Origin of the sequence: Bradyrhizobium lablabi (genome assembly GCF_001440475.1) — a bacterium.
In the GTDB taxonomy this organism is placed as follows: Bacteria; Pseudomonadota; Alphaproteobacteria; order Rhizobiales; family Xanthobacteraceae; genus Bradyrhizobium; species Bradyrhizobium lablabi.
The window spans coordinates 259,992-285,986 of record NZ_LLYB01000086.1 but is presented as its reverse complement, the minus strand read 5'-3'; the positions used below and the strand labels follow the sequence as shown (position 1 = coordinate 285,986).

Here is a 25,995-nt window from a genome sequence, read left to right as displayed (position 1 = left end):
CAAAGGGATTGACTAATCGAGGCCCGTTACAGAAGGGTGGGCAAAGGCGCACTTGCGCCGTGCCCACCATCTCTCACCGCTCTGCATCGCCAATGGTGGGCACGCTTCGCTTTGCCCACCCTGCGAAGCGGCGTCAGAACGGACTGATCGAGAAATACCGCAGCCACAGGTCGGTGAAGCGGCCTTTCTCCCATATCCGGAACAGCGCCCAGTTCAGCGACGTCCGCAGGAGATCATTGCCCTTGCGGACGGCGATGCCGATGCCCTCGCCGAAATAGCGGCTCTCGACAAAGGGGCCACCCGAGAACGCGCAGCATTCGGCAGAGTCGGTGCCGTTGATCCAGAACGCCAGCGAGATCGCGTCGCCGAAGATGAAGTCGACCTCGCTACGCCGAAGCGCCAGCCGCAGCGCATCGTCGTTCGGATAGGACTTGATCTCGGCGTCGGTGAACATCGCCTTCAGATAGGCCTCGTGCGAGGTGCCGCCGATGACGCCGACCTTCTTGCCTTCGAGATATTCGGGCCGGATCTCCGGCATCACGGCGTCGCGCCGCGACACGAAGCGGGCCGGCGCGCGGTAATAGGGATCGGTGAAATCGAGCCGGGCGCGCAGGGCCGGCGTCACCGCCATGGAGGCGATGATGGCGTCGCCCCGGTTGCTGGTGATGGCGTCGACCAGCGTCTCGAACCGCCGCATCTGGATGGTGCAGCTGATCTTGATCTCGTCGCACAGCGCGCGCGCCAGATCGACATTGAAGCCGGCGGGATTGCCGTCCGGGCCGGTGAAGTTGAACGGCGGGTAATCGGTCTCGGTCAGGAACCGGATCACGGTCAGGCGCGACATGTCCGGCCGGTCCGGGCGCCGCCGCGGATCCCAGAAACCGGGCACGGCTTGAGGGGCCGCCTCCACTGCCGGGCGGGGCTGGGTTTGGGCGTGAGCCGCGCCGCCGCTGACAGCCGTCAGCGCAGCCGCCATCGACAGCCCGACCAGCCAGGTCCTGACGGTTCGATGCAGACTTGCATTGGTTAACGGAACGGTAAGATTTGGCATCTTCGGCAATGACTTCGCGGAATTTCCGGCCTTATAGACCATCCGGCCGGCGATGCGAGGGCCGTTTTGGCCCTTTCGGCCAGGCACGCGCTCAGAGATAGCGTTTGAGGTCCTTGGCAGCTTCCTCCGGCGTCCGTTTCAGGTTGAAGGGCGCTACGAAATTGCCGTCGCGGTCCATCAGATAGATCAGCGCGGTGTGGTCCATGGTGTAATCGCCGTCCTTGAGCGGGACCTTCCTTGCATAGACCCGGTAGGACGAGATCACCTTGGCCACCGCCTCGGGCGCGCCGGTCAGCCCCTTCAGGTGCGGATCGAAGCTGGAGAGATAGTCCTTCATCGCGGCCGCCGTGTCGCGCTCGGGATCGACGGAGACGAACCAGGCGTTCACCTTGTCGGCGTCCTTGCCCATCGCCTTCAGCACTTCCGAAATCTCGAACAGCGACGTCGGGCAGACATCCGGGCAATGGGTGAAGCCGAAGAAGATCAGCGTCGGCTTGCCCTTCAAATTCTGCTCGGTGACGGTCTGGCCGGCCTGGTCGGTCAGTTGAAACGGCCCGCCGATCGCAGCCGGCGCCGTGACGGTGCGCAGGCCGCCAAGCGCCCACAGCATGATCACGAGACCAAGCGCGAGGCTGGCAGCAAAGGCAGCGATGATCACCAGCGGGCGGATGGTCCGGTCCATGGGGAATTCCTTGTTGCCCGATCAGAAGCAGGCCGAGATGCCGGCGGCGATCGTTTCGAAAAACACCGCGGCGCCGTAATGGAACCACAATGCGGCCGCGCCGAGCACGGCCAGCGTGCCGACGCCGGCAGCGCTGCAGACGATCATGGACGCCACCCGGTCCTGCGGCCGGGCCGCCGCCATCATGCCCTGTTGGGTGGAAATCGGCTGAACCATTAACTTCAGATAGGGCCAGTTCCCCGGGCAGGCAAGCGGAATGGCCGCGCGGGAAATCACGTCATGCGGAGGCGCCCCCTCAAAAAGCAAATGGCCGGGACGGGCCCGGCCACGACGTCGCTGCTTGGCACGCTTAACGCGACGACGGCTTGTTGGTGGAGGCTTGGGCGTCGAGATAGCAGGGCTTGTACATCGCCTGCAGCTGCTTGCCGCGCAGGAAGATCATGCGCGGGGTCAGGCCGCCGCGCGCCGCGATCCACTTACGGACCGGGATCGGATACATCGAATACAGCATCTGGGTTGCTTCGGCATTGGTGACGGCGCGGCCCTGGGGCCCGAAATCCCAGGCGGCATGGAAGCCGAGATTGGCGTGCGAGGTGACGCAGATCCGGTCATGGGGAACCGCGCCGAGCACGATGGTGCAGGCCGAGGCGCACAGGCCATCGATGATGACGGTTTCGCCCGAGGTCCGCAGACCCTGGTACTTGTCGACATAGGTGCCGATCCGGCCGCCGCGGTCATCCGCGATCCGTACCACCGCCTGGCTCGCCCCTACTCCCGCCAGCAGCAGCACCGCCGCAAGCAACCCCGTCACCAGCTTCATATCCCAGCCCCAGTCGAAGAAATGTCGAAACCGAATCTGATCGTCTTAGTGATGCAAGACAGGATGCAGCGTCGTTTGAGATCGTGATTTTGTCTAGGCAACGAAGGTCGCTCAAACCAAATTCAAATTAAGTGTTGCCGGGCCGCTGCACCCTCCGCGCGAAAAGGTCCCAAACTGGAACAAACGACTCGTGCGTGGGTGGCGACGCGGTCACAGGCAAGAAGGCGTTAGCCGTTGACCACACGCGACGACGCGGGCTTGAATCATAAATGGCACGGGGGAGGAAACGATGACTGAGGTCACAGACGTAATCGTGGTCGGCGCTGGACTGGCGGGTCTGGTCGCGGCAACCGAGATCGCAGACGCCGGCAAGCGCGTCATCGTCGTCGACCAGGAAGGCGAACAAAGCCTTGGCGGACAAGCCTTTTGGTCATTCGGCGGATTGTTTCTGGTCGATACTCCCGAACAGCGCCGTCTTGGCATCAAGGACTCCTACGATCTCGCACTGCAAGACTGGATGGGCACCGCGGGATTCGATCGCGACGACGACCTTTGGCCGAAGCGATGGGCGGAAGCCTATGTTGCGTTCGCGGCCGGTGAGAAGCGCGACTGGCTGCGCGCGATGGGTCACCGTATTTTTCCGGTGGTCGGCTGGGCCGAGCGCGGCGGCTATGACGCGATGGGCCACGGCAATTCTGTGCCGCGCTTTCACGTCACGTGGGGCACCGGCCCCGGCATCGTCGAGCCGTTCGAACGCCGTGCGCGCGAAGCGCAAAAAAATGGCCGGCTAACGTTCAAGTTTCGCCACCGCGTCGACACACTCATGACGACGAACGGCTCAGTCGATGGCATTAGTGGTTCGGTGCTCGAACCCGACAGCGTCGAGCGCGGCAAGAGCTCATCGCGGAAAGTGATCGGCGATTTCACGCTGCGCGCGCAGGCTGTCATCGTCGCTTCCGGCGGCATCGGCGGCAATCACGAACTGGTCCGGCAGAACTGGCCGAAGCGCCTGGGCGAGCCGCCGAAGTTCATGATCTCCGGCGTGCCCGAACATGTCGACGGACGGATGATCGGGATTACCGAGGCCGCCGGAGGGCGGCTGATCAACCGCGACCGGATGTGGCATTACGTCGAAGGCATCCGGAACTGGAACCCGATCTGGCCGCGCCACGGCATCCGCATCCTGCCCGGCCCGTCCTCGATGTGGTTCGACGCGTCAGGCAAGCGCCTGCCTGCGCCGCTGTTTCCCGGCTCCGACACGCTCGGCCAGCTGCAATACATCATGTCGACCGGCTACGATTATTCCTGGTTCATCCTGACCCAGAGCATCATCAAGAAGGAGTTCGCGCTCTCCGGCTCCGAGCAGAATCCCGACCTCACGGGAAAAAGCTGGCGCATGACCATCAAGCGCGCCACCAACAAGGGCGCGCCGGCGCCGGTGGAAGCGTTCAAGCAGAACGGCGCCGACTTCATCGTGCGCAACGATCTCCTGGAACTGGTCAGCGCGATGAACGCGCTCGCCGGCAACGACCTGCTCAGGCACGATCACATCAAGGCGCAGATCGAGGCGCGCGACCGCGAGATCACCAACCCCTATGTCAAGGACGCGCAGGTGATGAACCTGCACAATGCGCGCCGCTACATCGGCGACAAATTGATCCGCACCGCAAAGCCGCACAGAATTCTCGACCCCGAACACGGCCCGCTGATCGCGGTGAAGCTGAACATCCTGACGCGCAAGACGCTGGGCGGCTTCGAGACCGATCTCGACTCGCGCGTGTTCGGCACGGACCGCCAGATCATCAAGGGGCTTTATGCCGCGGGCGAAGCCGCCGGCTTCGGCGGCGGCGGCGTGCATGGTTATCGTTCGCTGGAGGGCACCTTCCTCGGCGGCTGCCTGTTCTCGGGCAGGAATGCGGGACGCGCGGCGGCGAAGGCTGCGGGTTAAGCGGCGCATCGGTGCAATCGATGCAAATAACGCAGTGGCGTTCAAGGCGTCAGCACGCTAAGAAACCGCCGCCCCTATCAGGAGAACAAAATGACCATCCAGCGCTTCGAAACCGGACCTCGCATGAGCCAGGTCGTCGTCCACGGCAACACCGTCTATCTCGCCGGCGTCGTCGCCGGCACGGCGGCCGACAAGAGCGTGACCGAGCAGACGCAGGATATCCTCTCGATCATCGACGGCCACCTTGCCAAGGCCGGCACCGACAAGTCGAAGCTGTTGTCCGCCACGATCTACATCACCGACATGAAGACGTTCGGCGAGATGAACGCGGTATGGGACGGCTGGGTCTCGGCCGGCAACACGCCGGCACGCGCCACCGTCGAGGCCAAGCTGGCGGCGCCGCAGTACAATGTCGAGATCATGGTGGTGGCGGCGAAGTAAGGCCCCATCGCTCCACGGCATTTCAAATGCCCCGGATTGCCGATGCGATCCGGGGCATTTTCATTTTGCGCCTCACGCGCTGATCCTTGCGCGTGCGACATCGCCGATGTCGGCCTGAAGCCAATGGGCAATCCGGCGCCAGGAATGGCTCAGCGCCTTGCGCCCCATGAACAGGCCGAGATGGCCGCACGGCTCGCAGGCGCGTTCCAGCCACGCCGCTTGCGTGCCGAGCAGCCGTGCGGTGGCGAATGCCTGATCGCGCGGCACGACGATGTCGTCCTCTCCCGCCAGCAGGAAGACCGGCACGCGCACCTCGGCGAGGTCGATCCTGCGGCCGAGCGCGACGAAGCGCCCCCGCGCGATCTGGTTCTGGCGAAACACCCGCTCCGTCACCTCGAGATAATACGTCCCCGGCAAATCCAGCGTGTCGCGATCCCAGCGTTCGAAGCGATCCAGTAGTATTCGCGCCTCGTCCGATCCGTCACCGAGATCCCGCTGCAGCGCGGCTTCCACGTCGTGCTGGCTGAACGGAATGTTCCAGAACCGGAGCATGTGCTCGCCGCTGACGACGCCGTCGCCCTGCTGCACCATCTGCTCGAACGCCGGCCGCGGAAGCGCGGACACCATCTTCGAGAGCTCCGACGGTGTAGAGACATCGACCGGGGCGCCAGCCAATACCAGCCGCCGCACCTTGCCGGGAAAACGGGCGGCATAGATCAGCGACAGCCATCCGCCCTGACACAGGCCGACAAGATCGACAGGCGCGCCGACCTCGTCGATCGCCACATTGAGTTCGGCAAGATAATTGTCGATCGATAGATTGCGCATCTCCGGTGTGGCCGAGCACCAATCGGAGACATAGACGCGGTCGATGCCGCCCTTATGCAGCGCCTCGACCAGACTGTGGCCCGGCGCAAAGTCCGCGACCAGCGCGCTATGCAGCGCATAGGGCGCGCAGACGAGAACCGGCCGTTGCTCCGCCTTCCCTTGCAAGAACTGCCGCAGCCGCATCGATGGAAGTTGCAATGCCACCGTGTTTGGCGTGGTCCAGGCGAGCGGCGCTTGCTGGGGCGCGCGGGAAGGTGCGGGCTTGGGATCGGCAAACCATTGCGCGTAGCTGTCGAGCGCCAGCTTCGTGGCTTGCCATGGCCACAGCCATACCTGTTGCGCCCAGTCGGCGCCCGCATGCGGCTCCGGCTTTGTCTTTTCTGTCACGCCTAGCTTTGCCCCTGATCAGGAACCAACGAGGTCGAGATCGTGCTTTTACGCCAAATCCGTCGCAGGCCCTAGCCCGATTGGGCATCACCTCGAAATCCTTGACCTCGGAGGTCAAAATTCTTGACCTCAGAGGTAATCGATTGGGGCGCGCAAATTTCCAATAGTCGGTCAGCCGGCCCATTCGGCAAATGCGAAGGAGAGCACGATGACCGACATCAACACGATTGCCCGCAACTACATCGATCTGTGGAACGAACGGACGCCCGGCCGCCGCCGCGAAATGCTGGCCGCGAATTGGACCAGCGACGCCCGATATGTCGACCCCCTAATGTCGGGCGACAGCCATGAGGGCGTGGACGCGCTGATCTCGGGCGTGCAGCAGCGGTTTCCGGATTTCAGATTCAGGCTGATCGGTGAGCCCAATGGTTTCGGCGACCACCTGCGCTTTTCCTGGGGGCTGGGTCCCGACGGCGGCGACAGCCCAATCAAGGGAACCGATTTCGCAGTGCTCAGCGACGGACGCATCCGCAGCATCACCGGGTTCCTGGATCAGGTGCCTGCGGGGGCCTGACGGACGTTTAGGGTGGGCAAAGGCGCTCTTGCGCAGTGCCCACCATCCAGCTCTGCTCGTGATGGTGGGCACGCTTCGCTTTGCCCGCCGTACGTGGCGAAAATTTCAGGAACCTTTCCAACCTTCCCGCATCCAACCCCAATACCCTGTTATTGGTGGACATCATGCGTCAGGTCCAGATACCGCAGATCGCGCCCCTCGACACCGGCGACACCGAGCTGGTGCGGCGGGCGCTGGCCCGCGACGAGGCGGCGGTGCGCGCGATCATGCAGGCGAACAACCGCCGGCTCTACCGGCTCGCCCGCGGCATCCTGCGCAACGACGGCGAGGCCGAAGACGTCGTGCAGGAGGCTTACGTCCGCGCCTTCACCCATCTGGAGAGCTTTCGCGGCGATTCCAGCCTGTCGACCTGGCTGTCGCGGATCACCATGAACGAGGCGCTCGGCCGGCTGCGCCGCCAGCGGCCCGCCGTAGAATTGGATTCATTGCCGCAGGGCGCGCTTGAAGCACAGATTATCCCGTTTCCCCTTGCCGCATTCGACGATCCGGAAAAATCCATGGCCCAGCGTGAAATCCAGCGTGTCGTCGAGCATGCCGTCGATGAATTGCCGGAAGCGTTCCGCCTCGTCTTCATCACCCGCGTCATCGAGGGGATGAACGTGGAAGAGACCGCCGAAATTCTTGGACTGAAGCCGGAGACGGTGAAGACCCGTCTGCATCGCGCCCGCACCATGCTGCGCGACAATGTCGAGCGGAAGATCGGCCCCGTGGTGATGGAAGCATTTCCCTTTGCCGGCAAGCGCTGCGAGCGCCTGACCGACGCCGTGCTGAAGCGGCTGGGATACTAGGGGAAACTGCGGGGGCTTCATCCTTCGAGACGCGCTGCGCGGCTCCTCAGGATGAGGTCTGCTTATGTCCTCATGGTGAGGAGCGCGGCAAAGCCGCGCGTCTCGAACCATGAGGCCCGAATGCTGCCTCGAGCTCAAATTTCTTCGGAACCTCCGCGCGCTCCGACCATCCAACCCCTGTGCAAACAACGCGCGGCTCGCCGCGCCACAGGAGTGTCCAACCATGTTCATTCGATTGAGCGCGGCGATTGCCGCATTGAGCCTTCTCGGCAGCGCCGCACTGGCGCAAGGCGCAAAGCCCACCGACCCACAGATCGCGCATATCGCCTACACCGCCGGCGTCCTCGACATCAACGCCGCCAAGCAGGCGATCACCAAAGCCAGCAACAAGGACGTCAAGGCGTTCGCGCAAGACATGGTGCGTGACCATGAGGCCGTGAACAAGCAGGCGCTCGACCTCGTCAAGAAGCTGAAGGTGACGCCGGAGGACAACGACACCAGCAAGACGCTGTCGAAGCAGGCAGCCGACAAGCTCGCCGAACTCAACAAGCTGAAAGGCGCCGAATACGACAAGGCCTATGTCGCCAACGAGGTCGCCTACCACAAGGCCGTCAACGGCGCGCTGGAGACGCAACTCATTCCGTCCGCCAGCAATGCCGAGCTGAAGAGCCTGCTGCAGACCGGCCTGAAGATCTTTCAGGGCCACCAGCAGCACGCCGAGCAAGTCGCAGCCAAGCTGAAGTAGGGAGCCAGCCATGCGTTCGGGACGCTGTCTGCCCTTCCTCGCTGTCCTCCTCGGCGCGACGGTCCTCCCGGCGCATGCGGCGACGATACAGATCACGATCGACAATCTGGTGTTTGCGCCGGCCGAGGTAACCGCCAAGGTCGGCGACACCATCGAATGGATCAACAAGGACGTGTTCGCGCACACCGCGACCGCGCGCAACGGCGATTTCGACGTGACCACGCCGCCGAAGAAGACGGTGACCTCGGTCCTGAAGAAGGCCGGCAGTGTCGAATATTACTGCCGGTACCATCCGAACATGAAGGCGGTGCTGACGATTGCGCCTTAGCGCGGCTTAGTTCTACTGGGTCACACCCTTTCAAACCCTCATCCCGAGGAGCCCGCGAGACGCGGGCGTCTCGAAGGATGTAGGCCACAGGCGGGGCCCGGTTCTCCCGGCGATGCGGAGCATCGTCCGGAGACGCGCTTCGCGCTCCTCACCATGAGGGCTTATGACGCAGTAGGATTAGGCCGCGCGCACCGAGGAGAGGAATTTGCCGACCTCGCGCTTCAGCCGGTCGCTTTCGCCGGACAGCGATTTGGCGGCAGTGAGAACCTGCGCCGAGGCGGAGCCGGTCTCGCTGGCGCCGCGCTGCACGTCGGTGATGTTGGCGGAAACCTGCTGCGTGCCATGCGCGGCCTGCTGCACGTTGCGGGAAATTTCCTGCGTCGCCGCACCCTGCTCCTCGACGGCGGCGGCGATGGTGGAAGCAATTTCCGACATCCGTCCGATGGTATCGCCGATCTCCTTGATGGCCGAGACCGACTCCTGGGTCGCAGCCTGGATGCCTGATATCTGCTGGCTGATCTCGCCGGTCGCTTTCGCGGTCTGTTCGGCCAGCGCCTTCACTTCGGATGCGACCACCGCAAATCCGCGCCCGGCCTCGCCTGCGCGCGCCGCCTCGATGGTGGCATTCAGCGCCAGCAGGTTGGTCTGGCCGGCAATGGTGTTGATCAGCTCCACCACGTCGCCGATGCGGGCGGCAGCCTTGGCGAGCTCGGCAACGCGATCGTTGGTCTTCTGCGCCTGCTCCACCGCCTCATTGGCGATGCGCGCCGAGCCCTGGACCTGGCGGCTGATCTCGTTGACGGAGGATGCCATCTCTTCGGTCGCGGACGCGACCGATTGCACATTGGTGGAGGCTTCCTCGGACGCCGCCGCAACCATGGTGGTCAGCTCTTCGGAACGCTCCGCGGTTGCCGTCAGCGTGCCGGCGGAGGCTTCCAGTTCGGTCGAGGCCGACGCCACGACCTCGACGATCTCGCCGATCATGGCCTCGAAATCGCTGGTGATCCGGTCGACGCGCTGGCCGCGCTCGATTTTGGCATCGGCTTCCACCGCGGCCGCCGCGTCGGCGGCCTTCTTGGCGATCAGAGCGTCCTTGAACACCTGCAGCGAGCCCGCCATGGCGCCGATTTCATCGGCGCGCGCGATGGTCGGAATCGCGACGTCATGCCGGCCGGCGGCGAGATCGCCGACGACGCCGGTCAGGTTTGCTAGCGGCATGATCACGCGCCGCCGCAGCATCACGGTGACGCCGGCAAGCACGGCGAGCAGCGCCGTGACGGCAAGGCCCGCCAGCGCCAGCATCGTCAAGGCAGCGTCGCGTGCAGCACCCGCGCGCTCGGCGGCCTCGTTAAGCGCCGCATCGCGCACCGCGAAGAAGGCCTGCACCGCCGGCACGATCGCGCCTGCGAGTTGCTCGGCGTTGATCGCATAATTGCCCTCGGCGCGGCCGGTCGCCATTTCCTTTTCAAGCCATGGCGCGGCCTTGCCGAAATAGCCTTCGACCGCATCGTTCATCGCCTTCGTCAGCCGCGGCGGACTGCCAATCTGATCGACACCGGCTTCGATCCGCTCGCGGTCGAGATCGACGCGGCCCTGGGCGCGGTCGGTGATGGAGATTTCAGCCGCCGTCAGCGGCCGGCGCGTGCTGATCGCAAGCGACATGGTGGCGGCGCGGCCGCCGGCCGAGATCCGCAAATCCTGCGCGGTGCGGGCGACATTGAGTAGCGCCGTCAGCGACGCATCCGCCATCGCCACCTGGTTTTCCAGCCGGTTCAACTGCGGTTCGAGAATCCCGACAACGGCGGCAATGCCCGGCAGAAAACCCTTGATATCAGCCGGATCGCGCCCGCTCATCGGCAATGCCAGCGCATGGTCGCTCGCCGCGCGAACCTCGGCGAGCTTGGCCGCCGCCTGGTTCAAGCCCTGAACGATTGCTGCGCCATCATTGAGTGCGCCGACCACCGTTTTCGCTTTGGCAAACGCAGCATCAGCGGCCTGCACTGCTTTCGCAGCCGCCTCCATCTGCGCCGGCGTTGCAGCCTTTTCCTGGAACAGCGGACCGACATAAGGCGCCCGGAAGCCGGCGACCTGCTGGCCAACCGCCAGCACTGCGCCATAGGCTTCCACGGTCTTGATCGCCTCGCTCTTGCTGGCGAAGGTGCGGTATTGCGGAACGAGAACGCCGGCGCCAAGGACGACCGCCAGGATCGTCACCGAAAGCATCGATAGTGCAAAGAGCCGACCGATCCGCATATTTGTAATTCCGCTGGGTGGAAGGAGCGGTCAACGTAGGCGGAACTCGGCTAAGGCAGGCTTAATGCGGGCTTTAATGCGGGCCGGTAGAACTACGGTGCTGCACGAGACTCCGGCACGTCAGTACCGCCGCAAGATCATCGCCAGCCGCACCGCTACAGCCGCCTGCCAGAGCGGATAGAGGAGCGAGACCTTGTCGCCGAGCCCAAGCGCGTTATCGAGCGCGAGCAGCGTGCCGGCCAGCGCGCCTGTGATCAGCATCGGCCACCACGCCGCGGGCTGCCGCGGCCCCGCCGGCAACAGCGCGATCCCGAGCGCCATGATGGCCGTACCGATGAGCCCGCCGGTCAGGCCGGCGAGGAGATAGCGCATGACCCGCGGGGCATCGCCGGTATTCCCCTCGACGAGCACCGCGGCATCCACCGCACAGAGGAACGCGATCATGGTGACGATGGCGGCGATCAACGCCGCCCACCACGGATTGGCGCTGAAACGCCGCACGAGGACGAACACGAGCACGGCGAACGGCACCGCGACCAGTGAAATGCGAAACTGGTCGTTCGGGCCGGTGATCCCGTCGATCAGCAGCGGCGACAGCGGCGTGAGGATGCCGGTCACGATGCCGCCGGCGGCGACCATCAGCAAATTGCTGCGGGAGGTGTCAGCAGGAGTGATCGCTTCGGTCAACGCTCAGCTCCGCCCTATCGTTAGACCTGGCACTATTCCGGCTCCCATTTAAAAGGTTGACACGGCACCATCCACAGCCATGGGTTGCTGGTGCTATCCAGCTCATCCCCTGCAGAATGTCGTCCCTCCCACCTTATCGCGTTTGACCAGCAAATGAGAGTAGTCCGTCGCCTGTTTCTCGGCCTCGCCACGGCCATGGCCGCGCTTGCCCTGGCGCTTCTCTCGCTGGCCATCGTCGCGACAATCAAGTTCTACAGCGACCGCGACCCCGCCTTGTCCGCGAGCCCGCTTGCGACAAGCTCCGATGCGCCTTTGACGCTTTCACGTACTGAACGCCAGAGCATCGCAACAGAGTATCCGGCCTATTTCAGCCGCGGGAAGGAGCAGACCTATCTGACGCTGGCCGAGTGGTACCAGGTCTACAGCTACAATGAATTTGGCGGCTTCCTCGCCAGCGGAGGGCGACAGACGGATTTTCCGTTTGCGACGGCCATCGGCAATTTCTGGGGCTGCTACTTCCTGTCGCTCGAGAAAAGCAGGGGCCAGGAATTCAACTGGCAATACAACTTTGTTTCCTGGGTCATCGGCATCAATCTGACGGTCGAGTACGGCGTCAAATTCGCCTACGAGAATACGGTCGGCCGCATCACCCAGGCCGTCGCAGGGAGCGATACCGAGGCCGACCGGTTCATTGCAAAATCCTGGAACAGCTACGCCAAGACGCTGTATCAGACGACGTGGTATCACTACCCCTACTTCGCCGATCTCTCGGGCATCTGGCACGAAACTGCGCTCTTCAACGGATCGTTCGTCAGGAATGCCGAGCGGAAAATTGCGTTCTCGGTCGCGTACCTGCTCAAGGGTACATACGCGCAATTGTGGCTCCTCAGCGCGGAGCAAAAGGACAATCAGACCTTCAGCGTCGTCCACGCCGCCAATCGCGCGCATCTGGACGATGACGGCATCAAGGTCCTGATGGAATTGAGCGGCAATCGCTTTCTCATCGAGACCGAACGATACGCCGGCTTCAAGGCCGCGCTGGTGAAGCTGACCGAAAGAAACGTCTCATTCATCGAGATCATGGGACACGACACGATCGCGCTCGCGTATCTCTCGAAGAACGCCGAGGAACAGGTCCCGGCATCGACCGAGGTGATCGATCGGCGAGAACTGTTCTACCATCCGGAGGGATACCGATACAGGGTCACCCTCGATGCGCGCGTCGACACGTTGAATGACACGCTACGCCTGATCGCCGACAACGGTTCGAAATTCGAGATGATCTATGATTTCTGAGCCCGGCGTGATGAGAGAGCCGGGAGATTGGAGCGGGCGAAGGGAATCGAACCCTCGTATGCAGCTTGGGAAGCTGCCGTTCTACCATTGAACTACGCCCGCGGCTCGTACCCCATGATTAGCCGACCGCGCGCCTTTCGCCAAGCGCTCCATTACCTGCCTGGCCTTACTGTTAACTTCCCCAAAATTCCGGGTGCGACTCATGGCGCCGATGCTATGATTCCAGATCAGGGCTGGGTGGCGTATGACGGGGCGTGGGTACACCATATTTGACACGGCGATCGGCCGCTGCGGGATTTCGTGGAGTCCGGCGGGCATTATCGGCGTACAGCTCCCTGAAGTCCGCGAGATCGATACGCGGCGGCGGCTCTACAAGCTTTATCCTGACGCCCGCGAACTCCCCCCGCCTGCCAATGTCCAGATCGCGATTGAGGGCATCGGCGCGCTGCTGCGTGGGGCGGCGTGCGACCTTGCCGACATCACGCTGGATATGACCGGCATTGCTGCCTTCAGCCAGCGCGTCTACGCTTATGCGCGCCAGATCCCGCGCGGCGAGACCCGGACCTATGGGGAAGTAGCTAGCAGCCTTCGCGCCTCCGGCGCGGTCCATTCGGTGGCGCAGGCGATCGGCCGCAACCCCTTCATGATCATCGTGCCCTGCCATCGCGTGCTCCAAGCGGGCAATTACGCCGACAAGATCTCAGCCCATGGCGGGGCGATCTCCAAGCGGCGGCTGCTCTCGATCGAGGGCGCCAGCCCGACCGCCAGCAAGACGCTGTTTGACGTGCTGCTGCCCGTTGCACCGCCCCGTCCGCATCCCTAGATCTGCGGGATGATCGCGACCACGCTCATCGAGCGCAAATCCATCTCGGTGTCGGACTTTCGCTGCACTGCGGGGCCCGGCGACACCCCATTTGCGGAGCAGCACCGCTGCCACTCGATCTCCTATGTGCGCAAGGGCAGTTTTGGCCTGCACTGCCGCGGCAAGTTCAACGAGCTGGTGGCGGGCTCCGTACTGATCGGCCATCCCGGCGACGAATATACCTGCACCCATGAGCACGTCTGCGGCGACGAATGCCTGTCGTTCTTCCTGAGCCCTGAACTGGTGGACGCGCTCGGCGACAGCCAGACGCCCTGGCAGATCGGCGCCGCGCCGCCGCTGCCGGAGCTCGTGGTGCTGGGCGAGCTGGCACAATCGGCAGCAGATGGCAGCAGCGACATCGGTCTCGACGAAATCGGCCAGGTGCTGGCAAGCCGCTTCGTCGAAGTGGTGTCCGGCAAGCCGCGCAAGTCCGGCCCCGATGCGGCGCGTAACCGCCGCCGCGCGGTGGAAACCGCGCTGTGGATAGACGCCAATTCACACCGTCAGATCAATCTGGAGGATGCCGCAGCCCAGGCCGGGATCAGCCCGTTTCATTTCCTGCGGCTGTTTTCGGAAGTGCTCGGCGTCACCCCGCACCAATATCTGGTGCGCTCGCGGCTGCGCCACGCCGCGCGACGCCTCGCCGACGACGACAGCGCGGTCACTGACATTGCCTATGACGTCGGCTTTGCCGATCTGTCCAACTTCGTGCGCACCTTCCATCGCGCCGCCGGCGCTTCGCCGCTGAAGTTCCGCCAGGCCTCGCGGGGCCAGCGCAAGATTTTCCAAGAACGGCTCGCCCTCAACTAGCTAGGCTTTCTCCAGGCCGCGCGAGTTCGCGGCAGTTTCGACTGGAGAATATCATGTACGACCACATCGGATTACGCGTTGGCGATCTCGACGCCAGCGTGCGCTTCTATACCGCAGCGCTGGCGCCGCTCGGCTTCGTGCTGTGCTCGCGCGACGATTCCGGCGCGGGCTTCGGCCCGAAGGACGCGCCTGCGCTCTGGCTGCATCTGCACAAGGGCAAGGCCACGACCGGCGCACATGTCGCGTTCCGCGCCAAGGATCATACCGCGATCGAGAAATTCCACGCCGAAGGGCTGCAGGCCGGCGGCCGCGACAATGGCGGTGCCGGGCCGCGCGCGGATTACAGCCCGACCTATTACGCCGCGTTCCTGATCGATCCCGACGGCAACAATGTCGAGGCGGTTTGCACGTAGTACGCCATCAGGCGCGTAGGGTGGGCAAAGCGAAGCGTGCCCACCATTGAAGCTACAAGTCTCGGAGAAATGGTGGGCACGGCGCAAGTGCGAATTTGCCCACCCTACGATTCCCCAACAACAACGGATTAGAACCTATGGCCTCCATCCACAAAGAAATCCTCATCGACGCCAACCCCGACGACGTCTGGGATGCATTGCGCGATTTCGGCGCGCTGCACACGCGGCTCGTGCCGGGATTCGTGACCGACACCAAACTCGACGGCGACGCGCGCATTGTCACCTTCGCGAACGGCACGGTGGCGCGCGAGATTCTGGTCGACTGCGACGAAGCGCGGCGGCGGCTGGTCTATGCCATCGTCAGCGAACGCATCAGGCAGCACAGCGCTTCCGCACAGGTCTTCGCCGCGAGCGACGGCCGCACCCGCTTCGTGTGGATCGCTGACGTGCTGCCGAACGAGTTCGCGCCCTATATGGGCGAGCAGATGGATCTGGGCCTGCTCGCCATGCAAAAAGCATTGGGGCGCAGCGCGGCCTGAAGATCTGCGAGCGTGATCTCTCGCACAGATCGGCCCATCGCCCGCTCCTAGCTTTTGCTCCGTGCGTCCGAACGGCGCCGCGCCCCCGCGGCCGCCGGCGCATCAGGAGTCAAAACATGACGGGAGCTGACAAGGTAGTCTGCCACGCGGCCGCGCTGCTGTTGCTGCTTACGCTATCGTCGATGCCGGCAAAGGCGCAATTTGCCGGCTTCGGCGGCGGTGGAGGCGGCGGCCAGGACATGATGACGCAGATGGCGCCGATGCTGGAAATGATGAAGGCGAAGATGGGCAAGCGCCGCTTCGCTGCGATGATGCAGACCATGGGCCCGATGATGAGCCGCATGATGGAAGGCGGTGGCGGAGGTCTTGGTGGCATGATGGGCGGCGGCATTCCGGCCGGCGGCTACATGCCCGACAGTTACGGCATCGGTAATGGCGGCATGAATTTCGGCGGCGTGGGCGCCGGGGAGCTGATGGGCATGGTTCCGCAATTGATGCGCATGGCCAATGTCGGCGGCGGCCGACACGGCCGACGGCATCGACGGCGGTAGCCGTCGCTGTCATTGCCGNCGCGAAGCGTTTGCGCAAGGGAGCGAAGCGACGAAGCAATCCATCTTTCCGCATGCATGGAAAGATGGATTGCTTCGCGGAGCCTGTCATCTCTGCGCGAGCGCAGTTGCGCTCGTCGCGGGGCGCGCATTCGCGCGACCCGTTGGCTCGCAATGACGATCACAACAACACCGGCCTCGCCTCGGGCACACGCGGCTTCGGCCCCCAGCGGGTCAACATCACGCTGACGCACGACAGCACGCCGAGCAGCACCATCGACGACGCCGCCAGTACGAAGAAATTTTGCGGAGTGGCGCCGCGCGTGAGCAACCACCAGCCACCGGCGCTGATGAACAGGAGCCGCGCGGTTTGCGCGAGCACCGGCCCGATCACCTTGGCCGCGCCTTGCGATGAAAAATAGCACGTCGTGGCAAGGCCGAGGAAAGCATACATCGGCGCCGCCGTTGACAAATACTGCCGGCTGGCGGCACGCACGCTCGCATCATCGGTGAACAGATTTACCCAGATGTCGGGGAATACAGCGATGAAGGTTGCAACCGTGCCGACCGAGACGAATGCAACGACCCCCGCGATCCAGCAGATCCTGCGAGCCCGCGCAATGCGCTCTGCCCCAACAGCCATGCCGACCATCGGCACGGTGGCAATGCCGACGGCGAATGCGATCGAGGTCAGCATGAATTCGAGCCGCGCACCGATGCCATAGCCGGCGAGAATCTCGGTGCCGAAACTCGCCAGCATGTGGGTAAAGATGCTGATGGTGAGTACCGACTGCAGCGGCGAGAAGCAGGCAATGGCGCCGACCTTCAAAATGTCGATGAACATCGGCCAGCGAATGCGAAGGCCGCGAATTTTCGGAACGACGCGCGCGCGGCCCGAGAACAGATACCAGGACATCACCGAGATGCTGATGAGATAGGCGATCAGCGAGCCGGCCGCGACGCCGCGCATGCCGAATTGCGGGATCGGGCCGAGGCCCAGGCCCAGCGTGCCACCCAGAATGATCTGGCAAATGGCCGACGAAAGCATCAACGCCGACGGCAGCTTCATGTTGCCGGTGCCGCGCAAGATGCCCGACATCGTATTCATCAGCCACGGCACCACGGCGCCGCCGAAGAATATCTGCGTGTAGGCGACCGCCTGCGCCAGCACGTTGCCGCGGCCGCCGAGCAGTTCGAGCAACGCGGGCCCGAAGATCAGCATGCCCAGCATGAAGACGAGGCCGAAGCACAAGCCGATCAGCAGCGCGTGCGAGGCAAGCGTGGAGGCGCGGTCGCGGTCGCCGGCGCCGAGCGCACGCGCAATCGCGGATGCGACACCGCCGCCCATGGCGCCACCCGACATGGTCATGGTCAGGATCACGGTTGGAAACACCAGCGCCATGGCCGCCAGCGATTCCACGCCCAGCCGGCCGATATAGGAGGTCTCGGCGATGACGACGCAGGTGCCCGCGGTGAGCGCGATCACGTTCGGCCAGGCGAGCCACAACAACGTGCGCAGGATCGGGCCATCGAGCAGCGCGTTCTTCGCCCGCGGCTCCGGCGGCGGCAGTGGACGCTCCTTTTCGTCCACGGGAATTTCGGCGACGCCAAGGTCGGACATTTCGGCTCCCCGCGCGCGGACTTTTGTCGCCGCGGCGCGCGCTTTCGTAGCATGACAGGAGACGATTCCATGTGCACGGGACGCAATGGGGGCCTGCGGGATTGCAGGCGGGGACCATGCGCGCACTACTTGAGCGCGCCGCGCCGCCGGCCGGCCACTTCACGGGGAATTCATGCTGACTCCAAGAACGTTCGAGCCTGCACCGCATTGGTAAGGCAACAATCCCGGGAACCTCGCCATGCGCAAGAATCTCCTCTTGGCAACCTGCGTCGGCGCGTTGGCGCTGCCGCTGGCCGCCTGCAACGATCCCAAGGACACCACGACCGTGGCGCAGAGCTACGGTCCCTCACCCACGCTGCCGCCGCCGGAACATTCGTGGATCCCGACGGTCGATATCGCCTCGGTCAAGCGCTGGTCCGGTGGCGCCAAGCCCAATGCCGCGAACGGCATGACGGTGACCGCCTTCGCCATCGGGCTCGACCACCCCCGCACCGTATACACGCTGCCGAATGGCGACGTGCTGGTCGCCGAGAGCAACGCGCCGGCGAAACAGGGCGGCTTCAGCATCAAGGGCTTCATCTACGGGTTGGCGCAGAGCAGGGCGGGCGCGGGCGTGCCGAGCGCCAACCGCATCACGCTGTTGCGCGATGCCGACGGTGACGGTGTGGCCGAGACCCGTAGCGTTTTCTTGAGCAACCTGAATTCGCCGTTCGGCATGGTGCTGGTCGGCGAAGATTTCTACGTCGCCAATTCCGATGCGATCATGAAATTCCCTTATCGCGAGGGCGACACCAAGATCAGCGCGACCGGCGTCAAGCTGGCGGACCTGCCGGCCGGCCCCCTCAATCATCACTGGACCAAGGACCTGACGGCGAGTGCTGACGGAAGCAAGCTTTATTCGACCGTCGGCTCCAACAGCAACATCGGTGAAAACGGCATGGAGGCCGAGAAGGATCGTGCCGCGGTGCTGGAAGTCGATCGCGCCAGCGGCCAGTGGCGCGTGTTCGCGTCGGGCCTGCGCAATCCGAACGGGCCGGCCTGGAATCCGACGACGGGCGAGCTCTGGGTCGTCGTCAACGAGCGCGACGAGCTCGGTAATGATCTGGTGCCCGATTACATGACCTCGGTGAAGGATGGCGCATTCTACGGCTGGCCGTACAGCTATTTCGGCGACCGCGTCGACACGCGCGTCGAGCCGCGGCGCCCCGACCTGGTACAGAAGGCGATGGCGCCTGATTATGCGCTCGGCGCGCATACCGCTTCGCTCGGGCTCGCCTTCAACACCGGCAATCTGTTTCCGCCTGACATGGAAGGCGGTGCCTTCATAGGCCAGCACGGCTCGTGGAATCGCAAGCCCCGTGCCGGCTACAAGGTGATCTTCGTGCCGTTCAAGGACGGCAAGCCATCGGGCGGGCCGCGGGACGTACTGACCGGCTTCCTCAACGACAAGGGCGAAGCGCAGGGCCGCCCCGTAGGCGTGCGGCTCGACAAGCAGGGCGCGCTGCTGGTGGCCGACGACGTCGGCAACACGGTGTGGCGCGTGACGCCGGCGGCGAAATCGGCGGAGCGGTAGCTAGTCCCTCATGGTGAGGTGCGCGTCTTCGCGCGTCTCGAACCATGAGCCCCCGATCGTGCCATTCATCCTTCGAGACGCCGCTACGCGGCTCCTCAGGATGAGGGAAACATCGCGCTATGCGACTACACCCGGAAATGCTTGCTCAGCTTCAGTCCCTGCGCCTGGTAGTTCGAGCCGATGCGCTGGCCGTACATGGCGTCGGGGCGCGACAGCATTTTCTCATAGACCAGGCGGCCGACGATCTGGCCGTGCTCGAGGATGAACGGCACCTCGCGCGAGCGCACTTCGAGCACGGCGCGTGCGCCCTTCCCGCCGGCGCCGGCATAGCCGAAGCCGGGATCGAAAAATCCCGCATAGTGCACGCGGAATTCGCCGACCAGCGGATCGAACGGCACCATTTCGGCGGCGTAGTCCGGCGGCACCTGCACGGCCTCTTTCGAGGCCAGGATGTAGAACTCGCCGGGATCGAGGATAAGGCTGCCGTCGGAGCGCGCCGGGATCGGCTCCCAGAACTCGTCGACGCCGTATCCGCCGCGGCGGTCGACATCGACGACGCCGGTATGGCGCTTGGCGCGGTAGCCGACGAAGCCGCCGGAGTTCTTGCCGGACAGATCGACCGACAGCGCAACGCCATTGGCGAGATCGGCGTCGTCGATATCGACCAGCCGCTCGGCCTCATGCAGCGCATCGAGTTCGTCGGCATTGAGGATGGCATCGCCGGTGCGGAAGCGCACCTGGCTGAGCCGCGAGCCCTCGCGCAGCAGCACCGGAAACGTCTTCGGGCTGATCTCGGCATAGAGCGGGCCGTGATAGCCGGCGCCGATCATGTCGAAGCGGCGGGTGCCGTCGGCGATCACGCGCGTGAACACGTCGAGCCGCCCCGTCGAGCTCTTCGGATTGGCGGCGGCCACGATCTCGGGCGGGAGGGCGAGACTTTCCAGCAGCGGGACGATGTAGACGCAATTGGTCTCCAGCACCGCCCCGTCGGAGAGATTTATTTCGTGCAGCTTCAATTCGTCGATGCGCTCGGCAACGGTCGCGCCGGGACCGGGCAGGAAGCTCGCCCGCACCCGGTAGGCGATGTCACCCAGCCGCAGATCCAGGCTGGCCGGCTGGATCTGGCTTTCGACAAACGGGTAGGCCGGCAGGATCAGGCCCGCATCCGCCATCGCCGCGATCATGCGGTCGGGCAGAATCCCGTTGGCGTCGGGCGGTAGCGTGAACGACACGGCGCGGTCCTCTGAGGTGGCCCTTTTCGGATGCCCAAATGTCATCCAAACCTCATAAATAGGGGCTTTTAGGGGTTATCCGATGGCCGCCTTGACTGAAAGGGCGCAAGCGAATATCAGCATGACTTATCCCGTGGTGATTTGAGCCGGCCGGCTTGCAGCCACGTTAAATAAATCGCTAAACAGGCCGGGGACACGTGTGATCCCGGCCTGTGGAAATATTTCCAGGCCGGTTTTTTGTGACCATTTTCCTGTGGTCACGTCGGAGGTCACATGTCTGAAGTTGGTTCTACCAAGCGCTATCGTCCCGAAACCCGGCTCGTCCATGGCGGCACCCTGCGCTCGCAATTCGGCGAGACGTCGGAAGCGCTGTTCCTCACCCAGGGCTATGTCTACGACAGCGCCGAGCAGTGCGAGGCGCGCTTCAAGGGCGAGGACCCCGGCTTTATCTATTCGCGCTATTCCAATCCCACGATCTCGATGTTCGAGCGCCGCATGATCGAGCTCGAGGGCGCGGAAGCCGCCCGCTCCACCGCCACCGGCATGGCCGCGGTGACGACCGCGATCCTGGCGCCGCTCCGGGCCGGCGATCACGTCGTCGCCTCGAAAGCCCTGTTCGGCTCGTGCCTCTACGTCGTGCAGGACCTGCTGCCGCGCTACGGCATCGAAACGACGCTGGTCGACGGTCTCGATCTCGACCAGTGGCAGCGCGCGGTGCGGCCCAACACCAAGACCTTCTTCCTGGAGAGCCCGACCAATCCGACGCTCGATGTGCTCGATATTCCGGCGATTGCCGAGATCGCGCACAAGGGCGGCGCGCGGCTGGTCGTCGACAATGTGTTCGCGACCCCGATCTGGCAGAGCCCGCTGTCGCTCGGCGCCGACGTCGTGGTCTACTCCGCGACCAAGCATATCGACGGCCAGGGCCGGTGCCTGGGCGGCGTCATCCTCTCGTCCGAAGCCTTCATCGCCGAGCACCTGCACAACTTCATGCGCCAGACCGGGCCGTCGCTGTCGCCGTTCAACGCCTGGGTCCTGCTCAAGGGCCTGGAGACGCTAGGCGTGCGGGTGCGCGCGCAGACCGACAACGCGGCGAAGCTCGCCGAGACGCTGGCAAGCCATCCGAAGATCTCGCGGCTGATCTATCCCGGCCGCGCCGATCATCCGCAGGCGGAGCTTGTGAAAAAGCAGATGCGCGGCGGCTCGACGCTGGTCGGCTTCGAGGTGAAGGGCGGCAAAGCGGCCGCCTTCCGCGTGCTCAATGCGCTCAGGCTTGCCAAGATCTCGAACAATCTCGGCGACTCCAAGAGCCTCGTCACCCATCCGGCGACGACGACGCATCAGCGGCTGACGCCGGAGGCGCGCGCCGAACTCGGCATCAGCGAGGGCTTTATTCGCTTCTCCGCCGGCCTCGAGCATGCGGATGATCTGATCGAGGACGTTGCGCAGGCGCTGGAGAAGGCGTGAGGCGAACGCGTGTAGGGTGGGCAAAGCGAAGCGTGCCCACCATTTCGCGTCGTGTATAGAATGGTGGGCACGGCGCTACGCGCCTTTGCCCACTCTACGAATTCCGGCTCACATCGGCCGATACGCCCGCACATCCGCCGGCACGGCGACGCCGAGCTTGACCTGGCCGACCGACCTGATGATGTCGTCGCCGAGCAGTTGCGCGAAGCAGGCGTAGCCCCAGTCGCTCATGTGCAGGCCGTCGGCGATCACGAAATTCTCGATCGGGATCGCCTGCTTTTCGTGCCAGTCCTTCATCACCGCAAAGCGCGGGAAGACGCCGACCTTGCGAAGGTCGGCGACCTTGTTGAGCAGCGACATCATCTTGCCAGCACTCTCGGCGTGCTCGTTGACGCGCGGCGAATATTGCGGATCGATCAGCACGACGTCGGAGCCCGCGGCCTGAATGCGCGTGATGCCCTCCTCGACGAGTTTTGCGGTCTCGGCGGGATCGAGGTTGCGCAGCACCGCATTGGTGCCGACCTGCCAAATCACCAGATCCGGATGCATATCGAGAACGGAGGTCTCCAGCCGCTTCATCATTTCCGGCGCGTCCTCGCCGCCCTTGCCGGCGTTGACGACGGAGATGTTGGCGGTCGGATATTGCCGGCGCAATTGCGCAGCGAGACGGTTGGGATAGTTGAAGTCCGGCGAGGTCGCGCCGTAGCCCGCGGTCGACGACGATCCGAACGCCACGATCACCACCGGCAGACCGGCGACGAGCTTGCTCGCGACGCGCGGCAGCGAGCCCATCGATTTGGAGCCGCCCTTGGGCGGCAGGCACGGTACGCGGTTAAAAATATCGCTAGCCGATTTTGCGACTTCCTTCACCTTGTCGATTGCCTTGCCGGTAACGCCCTTCGGCGCGGCCGGATTGGCGGCAGCCGACGGCGCGGCCTGTGGCGAGGTGGTTTCGGCGGGCTTCCTTTCGGCCTTGTTTTCGGTTTTGGCGCTATCGGACAGGGCCGCCTGCTGGGCGGTCTGCTGCGGCGCCGTCTGGGCATGCAACGGTAGCACCGAGGCAGGCGTCAGCAGCGCCAGGCCCGCGGCGGAGACAGTCAGCAATATCGACAAACGAAAAGGGCAGTGACGACTCATTTACAGTAGTCCCTAATTCTGCTGCGCCTGGTCGAGGCGGGCCGCGTCGAGCACAAATTTCGACAATGCGCGGCCGAGGCAGGCATGAACCCGTTTGGCCATGTCGGTGCCGTGAAAAGTACTGAACAGGTCGAAATCTCCGGCATCGTTCCAGTGGCGCATGATGGCAAAGCGATCGAACAGCGGAACCCCGTGCTGCTGCGCCACGACGCGCATATTATCTAGGTACGGCGGCGCGGAAATCATCGTTTCCGTTCGCGGGCTGTACTGCAGATTGACTAAAATCACGTCAGTTCCCGCATTTTGCAGCGCAGCAATACCGTTATCGACAGCACCGCGAAAATCGTCGGGATCCACCGATCGCATAGCATCCACGGTTCCGGTCTGCCAGATGACCAAAGTAGGGCTCTTTGTTTCCACCAGCTTAATGAGGTTGGCGTCGACCTCCTCGGCGGTCTTCCCGTTCTGTAGTTCCACGGAGAGGTTGACCGGGATCGAGGGCAGCTTCTCCTTCAGGGCTGCCTGCAGCTTGGCCGGATAGGCGCTGGCCTCGGAGGACAGGATGGTCGATGAGCGGCTCCCGATCACCAGGACGGTCAGGGGACGGGCATTCTTGACCGCCTCGGCGACCTTCGGAAGGGTGCCCTCAGTGGACAGGAGATAGCCCGGGACCTCGCAGTTCTGCGCGGTGGCCTCCTCGGCGCGCGCGAAACCCGTGGCTGCCAGGCCCGCAAGCAGCGTCAAGGCCAGCACAGCTCCCGAGCGGGGTCTCATACGCTTCCCCCCGCCAGATCGGCATTGATGACCGGCTTTTTCGTTTTCGACGCTCCCTTGTCGGCCGAATGCTTGTACCACGAAATTACCCACGCCACGCCCCACATGATGAGGATACCGGCAAGGCTGATCAGGGCGTGCATCAAGGCACCCCCGCCAACCTCGGCCAGCACGAAATGCCCCGCAAAGGCCAGGAAGACGCCCAGGCAGAATATCTCAAGCGAGTGCTGGCCACACAGGATCAATGGTCGCAGCCAGCGCGATTTCAGGCCCGGCCAATCCCTGGGCAGGAAGCGCACGGTGAGCGCCGCCAGCGCCAGGAAATGGGCGAACCGCAGCACATCCAGATCGGTCTTGGTGATCGGATACATCCACTGTTCGAGCCGCTTCGGCATCAGGAAGCTGAGCTGCGGAATGTGCCAGGTCAGCGTGACGAAGAACGCAAACGAGAGATAGACAATGCAGATCCACATCGTCACCGGCGACGACAGGATCCGCGACATCCGCGCCGCACCGCCGAGCGCGCACCAAGCGCCGAACACGAACAGCAATTGCCAGGCGAACGGGTTGAAGATCCAGAACCCGCTCGGATAGGCCGTCAGATACCAGTCGAACTGCCAGGTCAGCGCGTAGAGCAGCACCGACAGCGCCAGCCCGATGTCGGCCCGCCACTTCAAGAGCCACAGGATGACCGGCAGGAACAGCATCAGCACGATGTAGAGCGGCAGCACGTCCATGTTGACGGGACGGAAGCGCAGCAGCAGCGCCTGGATGATGGTGACATCCGGCTGCTTGAGGAAATCCATGATGCCCATTTCTTCGCTGTAGAGCGGGTTCTCGAAACGGGTGGCGACGTAGGATATTTCGGCGAGGAAGATCGTGAACAGAAACACATGGGCGACGTAGATCTGCCAGACGCGCCGCATGATGCGCGCGGTCGCCACCACGAAGCCGGCCTCCAGCATCGCGCGGCCGTAGACGAAGGCGGCGGTGTAGCCGGAGATGAAGATGAAGATTTCGGTGGCGTCGGAAAATCCGTAATTGCGGATCGTGAACCAGGTCAGGATGTTGGTCGGCAGATGGTCGATGAAGATCAGCCACAGCGCCATGCCGCGAAACAGATCGAGCCGCAATTCGCGCTCGCCGGCCACCGGCAACGCAATCGCCGGCGCGGCAGCCGCTGCGGCCTTGGCGTCAACCTTGGCGTCGCTGAGAGGCGTTCCGGCAACTGGATCGGCAATGGACGACATCGGGCACCGTTTGGGCAGTTGAGCTGTGACGCGTGCACTGTCCGGAAAAGATAATATCGGCCCGCCACTTGCACACAATATACACAAGCAGGAGATACGGAGCCGGGCAGCACGCGGTTGCGCTCTAGAATGGAACTATGTTGAAACCGCGATGAGGTAAGCGGCAACTCCAAGCGGCAACCCGATGGCGCGGAGATTGGTTCCCCCGGCATTCCCGGCTATGATGCGCGACAGGATTTCCGAAAGCTTGCCCGCATGTATCGCGCCGTCACCCGCCAGATCGAAGTTACCGTCGAACCGAACTTCCTCCCCGGGCGCTCGTCGGTCGACAAGGGGCAGTATTTCTGGTCCTACACCATCGTCATCACCAACACCGGCGCCGAGACCGTGCAGCTTCGCACCCGGCACTGGATCATCACCGACGCCACCGGCCGCAAGCAGGAAGTCCGCGGCGAAGGCGTGGTCGGCGAGCAGCCTGTTTTGGCGCCGGGCGAGCGCTTCGAATATACCTCCGGCGTGCCGCTGCCGACCGCCTCGGGCTTCATGAGCGGGCGCTATCAGATGGTCAACGAAAGCGGCGAGCGTTTCGAGATCGACGTGCCGACGTTCTCGCTCGACAGCCCGGATAACCGGCGAGTGTTGAATTAGGGGCACGGCTCCCTCCCCGTCATTGCGATCGAAGTGCGCAATGACGAGGAGGTAGCGACGCAACACTCGACTGTCATCCCCGCGCATGCGGGGATCCAGTACGCCGCGGCTTCTCGACTCTTTCACTGCTGTCTCTGGGATACTGGGTCACCCGCCTCCGCGGGTGACGACGATTGAGTATGCGTTTGCGATCTCGCGACGTTCATCGTCCGAGGCTTGCATCTTCTTTGTCC

Annotated in this window: 27 protein-coding genes, 1 tRNA gene and 1 riboswitch; of the genes, 15 read left to right on the top strand and 13 right to left on the bottom strand. The window is 63.9% G+C overall.

Annotated features, from left to right (window positions below; all coding sequences use genetic code 11):
* Positions 1-133: 133 nt before the first annotated feature.
* The 4 genes from CQ14_RS25260 to CQ14_RS25245 form a co-directional block, all read right to left on the bottom strand.
* A complete protein-coding gene (locus CQ14_RS25260) occupies positions 134-976 on the bottom strand; it encodes a transporter substrate-binding domain-containing protein (RefSeq protein WP_199805613.1) in 843 nt (280 codons plus the stop codon).
* Positions 977-1,142: 166 nt separating this feature from the next.
* Entirely contained in the window at positions 1,143-1,733 is a 591-nt protein-coding gene (locus tag CQ14_RS25255) for an SCO family protein (protein WP_057860524.1), read from the bottom strand.
* Between the two features lie 21 nt (positions 1,734-1,754).
* Positions 1,755-2,009 carry a hypothetical protein gene (locus CQ14_RS25250; RefSeq protein ID WP_245320486.1) on the bottom strand — a complete coding sequence of 85 codons (255 nt, stop codon included), beginning with the start codon at positions 2,007-2,009 and terminating at the stop codon, positions 1,755-1,757.
* A 73-nt stretch (positions 2,010-2,082) separates the two neighbouring features.
* Positions 2,083-2,553 (bottom strand): hypothetical protein, encoded by a 471-nt coding sequence (locus CQ14_RS25245; RefSeq protein WP_057860522.1) that lies wholly within the window; start codon positions 2,551-2,553, stop codon positions 2,083-2,085.
* A 289-nt stretch (positions 2,554-2,842) separates the two neighbouring features.
* Here CQ14_RS25245 and CQ14_RS25240 point away from each other — a divergent pair, with 289 nt between their 5' ends.
* Both CQ14_RS25240 and CQ14_RS25235 read left to right on the top strand, forming a co-directional pair.
* Positions 2,843-4,501: an FAD-binding dehydrogenase gene (locus CQ14_RS25240; protein WP_057860521.1), complete on the top strand. Its 1,659-nt coding sequence runs from the start codon at positions 2,843-2,845 to the stop codon at positions 4,499-4,501.
* Between the two features lie 90 nt (positions 4,502-4,591).
* Entirely contained in the window at positions 4,592-4,942 is a 351-nt protein-coding gene (locus CQ14_RS25235; protein WP_057860520.1) for a RidA family protein, read from the top strand.
* 72 nt (positions 4,943-5,014) lie between these two features.
* On the opposite strand, the gene CQ14_RS25230 is transcribed toward CQ14_RS25235, so the two are convergent.
* Entirely contained in the window at positions 5,015-6,157 is a 1,143-nt protein-coding gene (locus CQ14_RS25230) for an alpha/beta fold hydrolase (RefSeq protein WP_245320485.1), read from the bottom strand.
* Positions 6,158-6,365: 208 nt separating this feature from the next.
* On the opposite strand from CQ14_RS25230, the gene CQ14_RS25225 reads away from it, so the two are divergent.
* The 4 genes from CQ14_RS25225 (at position 6,366) to CQ14_RS25210 (ending at position 8,652) form a co-directional block, all read left to right on the top strand.
* Positions 6,366-6,731, top strand: a complete 366-nt coding sequence (locus tag CQ14_RS25225) for a nuclear transport factor 2 family protein (RefSeq protein WP_057860519.1) — start codon at positions 6,366-6,368, stop codon at positions 6,729-6,731.
* Between the two features lie 164 nt (positions 6,732-6,895).
* Complete coding sequence (locus tag CQ14_RS25220; protein ID WP_057860557.1) at positions 6,896-7,579, top strand: RNA polymerase sigma factor; 684 nt, start codon at positions 6,896-6,898, stop codon at positions 7,577-7,579.
* Positions 7,580-7,802: 223 nt separating this feature from the next.
* Positions 7,803-8,324, top strand: coding sequence for a DUF4142 domain-containing protein (locus tag CQ14_RS25215; protein WP_057860518.1), 522 nt, complete (start codon positions 7,803-7,805; stop codon positions 8,322-8,324).
* A gap of 10 nt (positions 8,325-8,334) precedes the next feature.
* On the top strand, positions 8,335-8,652 hold the full coding sequence (locus tag CQ14_RS25210; protein ID WP_057860517.1) for a cupredoxin domain-containing protein: 318 nt from the start codon (positions 8,335-8,337) through the stop codon (positions 8,650-8,652).
* A gap of 177 nt (positions 8,653-8,829) precedes the next feature.
* Here the strand turns inward: CQ14_RS25210 and CQ14_RS25205 are convergent, their stop codons facing one another.
* The gene (locus CQ14_RS25205) at positions 8,830-10,905 is read right to left on the bottom strand and encodes a methyl-accepting chemotaxis protein (RefSeq protein ID WP_057860516.1); all 2,076 of its coding nucleotides are present in this window, start codon (positions 10,903-10,905) and stop codon (positions 8,830-8,832) included.
* Between the two features lie 120 nt (positions 10,906-11,025).
* Entirely contained in the window at positions 11,026-11,592 is a 567-nt protein-coding gene (locus CQ14_RS25200; RefSeq protein WP_057860515.1) for a hypothetical protein, read from the bottom strand.
* A gap of 153 nt (positions 11,593-11,745) precedes the next feature.
* Here CQ14_RS25200 and CQ14_RS25195 point away from each other — a divergent pair, with 153 nt between their 5' ends.
* Positions 11,746-12,888: a hypothetical protein gene (locus tag CQ14_RS25195; RefSeq protein WP_156435384.1), complete on the top strand. Its 1,143-nt coding sequence runs from the start codon at positions 11,746-11,748 to the stop codon at positions 12,886-12,888.
* 28 nt (positions 12,889-12,916) lie between these two features.
* Here CQ14_RS25195 and CQ14_RS25190 read toward each other — a convergent pair.
* A tRNA-Gly gene (locus CQ14_RS25190) sits at positions 12,917-12,990 on the bottom strand.
* A 142-nt stretch (positions 12,991-13,132) separates the two neighbouring features.
* On the opposite strand from CQ14_RS25190, the gene CQ14_RS25185 reads away from it, so the two are divergent.
* The 5 genes from CQ14_RS25185 (at position 13,133) to CQ14_RS25165 (ending at position 16,063) form a co-directional block, all read left to right on the top strand.
* Positions 13,133-13,711, top strand: a complete 579-nt coding sequence (locus CQ14_RS25185; protein ID WP_057860513.1) for a methylated-DNA--[protein]-cysteine S-methyltransferase — start codon at positions 13,133-13,135, stop codon at positions 13,709-13,711.
* Between the two features lie 9 nt (positions 13,712-13,720).
* On the top strand, positions 13,721-14,560 hold the full coding sequence (locus CQ14_RS25180; protein WP_057860512.1) for a helix-turn-helix transcriptional regulator: 840 nt from the start codon (positions 13,721-13,723) through the stop codon (positions 14,558-14,560).
* Between the two features lie 53 nt (positions 14,561-14,613).
* Entirely contained in the window at positions 14,614-14,973 is a 360-nt protein-coding gene (locus CQ14_RS25175; RefSeq protein WP_057860511.1) for a VOC family protein, read from the top strand.
* A gap of 137 nt (positions 14,974-15,110) precedes the next feature.
* The gene (locus CQ14_RS25170) at positions 15,111-15,512 is read left to right on the top strand and encodes an SRPBCC family protein (RefSeq protein WP_057860510.1); all 402 of its coding nucleotides are present in this window, start codon (positions 15,111-15,113) and stop codon (positions 15,510-15,512) included.
* A gap of 116 nt (positions 15,513-15,628) precedes the next feature.
* The gene (locus CQ14_RS25165; protein WP_057860509.1) at positions 15,629-16,063 is read left to right on the top strand and encodes a hypothetical protein; all 435 of its coding nucleotides are present in this window, start codon (positions 15,629-15,631) and stop codon (positions 16,061-16,063) included.
* A 178-nt stretch (positions 16,064-16,241) separates the two neighbouring features.
* Here the strand turns inward: CQ14_RS25165 and CQ14_RS25160 are convergent, their stop codons facing one another.
* Positions 16,242-17,681 (bottom strand): MATE family efflux transporter, encoded by a 1,440-nt coding sequence (locus tag CQ14_RS25160; RefSeq protein WP_057860508.1) that lies wholly within the window; start codon positions 17,679-17,681, stop codon positions 16,242-16,244.
* Between the two features lie 238 nt (positions 17,682-17,919).
* On the opposite strand from CQ14_RS25160, the gene CQ14_RS25155 reads away from it, so the two are divergent.
* Positions 17,920-19,254, top strand: coding sequence for a PQQ-dependent sugar dehydrogenase (locus tag CQ14_RS25155; protein ID WP_057860507.1), 1,335 nt, complete (start codon positions 17,920-17,922; stop codon positions 19,252-19,254).
* A 125-nt stretch (positions 19,255-19,379) separates the two neighbouring features.
* On the opposite strand, the gene CQ14_RS25150 is transcribed toward CQ14_RS25155, so the two are convergent.
* Positions 19,380-20,531, bottom strand: a complete 1,152-nt coding sequence (locus CQ14_RS25150; protein WP_156435382.1) for a 2'-deoxycytidine 5'-triphosphate deaminase — start codon at positions 20,529-20,531, stop codon at positions 19,380-19,382.
* 78 nt (positions 20,532-20,609) lie between these two features.
* A riboswitch (SAM riboswitch) is annotated at positions 20,610-20,689 on the top strand.
* Positions 20,690-20,759: 70 nt separating this feature from the next.
* On the opposite strand from CQ14_RS25150, the gene CQ14_RS25145 reads away from it, so the two are divergent.
* Complete coding sequence (locus CQ14_RS25145; protein WP_057860506.1) at positions 20,760-21,953, top strand: O-succinylhomoserine sulfhydrylase; 1,194 nt, start codon at positions 20,760-20,762, stop codon at positions 21,951-21,953.
* A gap of 108 nt (positions 21,954-22,061) precedes the next feature.
* Here CQ14_RS25145 and CQ14_RS25140 read toward each other — a convergent pair whose 3' ends face one another.
* Genes CQ14_RS25140 through CQ14_RS25130 form a run of 3 tightly spaced genes read right to left on the bottom strand, consistent with a single transcriptional unit; the run spans position 22,062 to position 25,114 of the window.
* Positions 22,062-23,090, bottom strand: coding sequence for an SGNH/GDSL hydrolase family protein (locus CQ14_RS25140; RefSeq protein WP_057860505.1), 1,029 nt, complete (start codon positions 23,088-23,090; stop codon positions 22,062-22,064).
* 12 nt (positions 23,091-23,102) lie between these two features.
* Positions 23,103-23,864, bottom strand: coding sequence for an SGNH/GDSL hydrolase family protein (locus CQ14_RS25135; protein WP_057860504.1), 762 nt, complete (start codon positions 23,862-23,864; stop codon positions 23,103-23,105).
* On the bottom strand, positions 23,861-25,114 hold the full coding sequence (locus CQ14_RS25130) for an OpgC domain-containing protein (protein WP_057860503.1): 1,254 nt from the start codon (positions 25,112-25,114) through the stop codon (positions 23,861-23,863). Before CQ14_RS25130 ends, CQ14_RS25135 begins: the two co-directional genes overlap by 4 nt.
* Before the next feature lie 255 nt (positions 25,115-25,369).
* On the opposite strand from CQ14_RS25130, the gene apaG reads away from it, so the two are divergent.
* Entirely contained in the window at positions 25,370-25,762 is a 393-nt protein-coding gene (apaG, locus tag CQ14_RS25125; protein ID WP_057836116.1) for a Co2+/Mg2+ efflux protein ApaG, read from the top strand.
* The last annotated feature ends 233 nt before the right edge of the window (positions 25,763-25,995 follow it).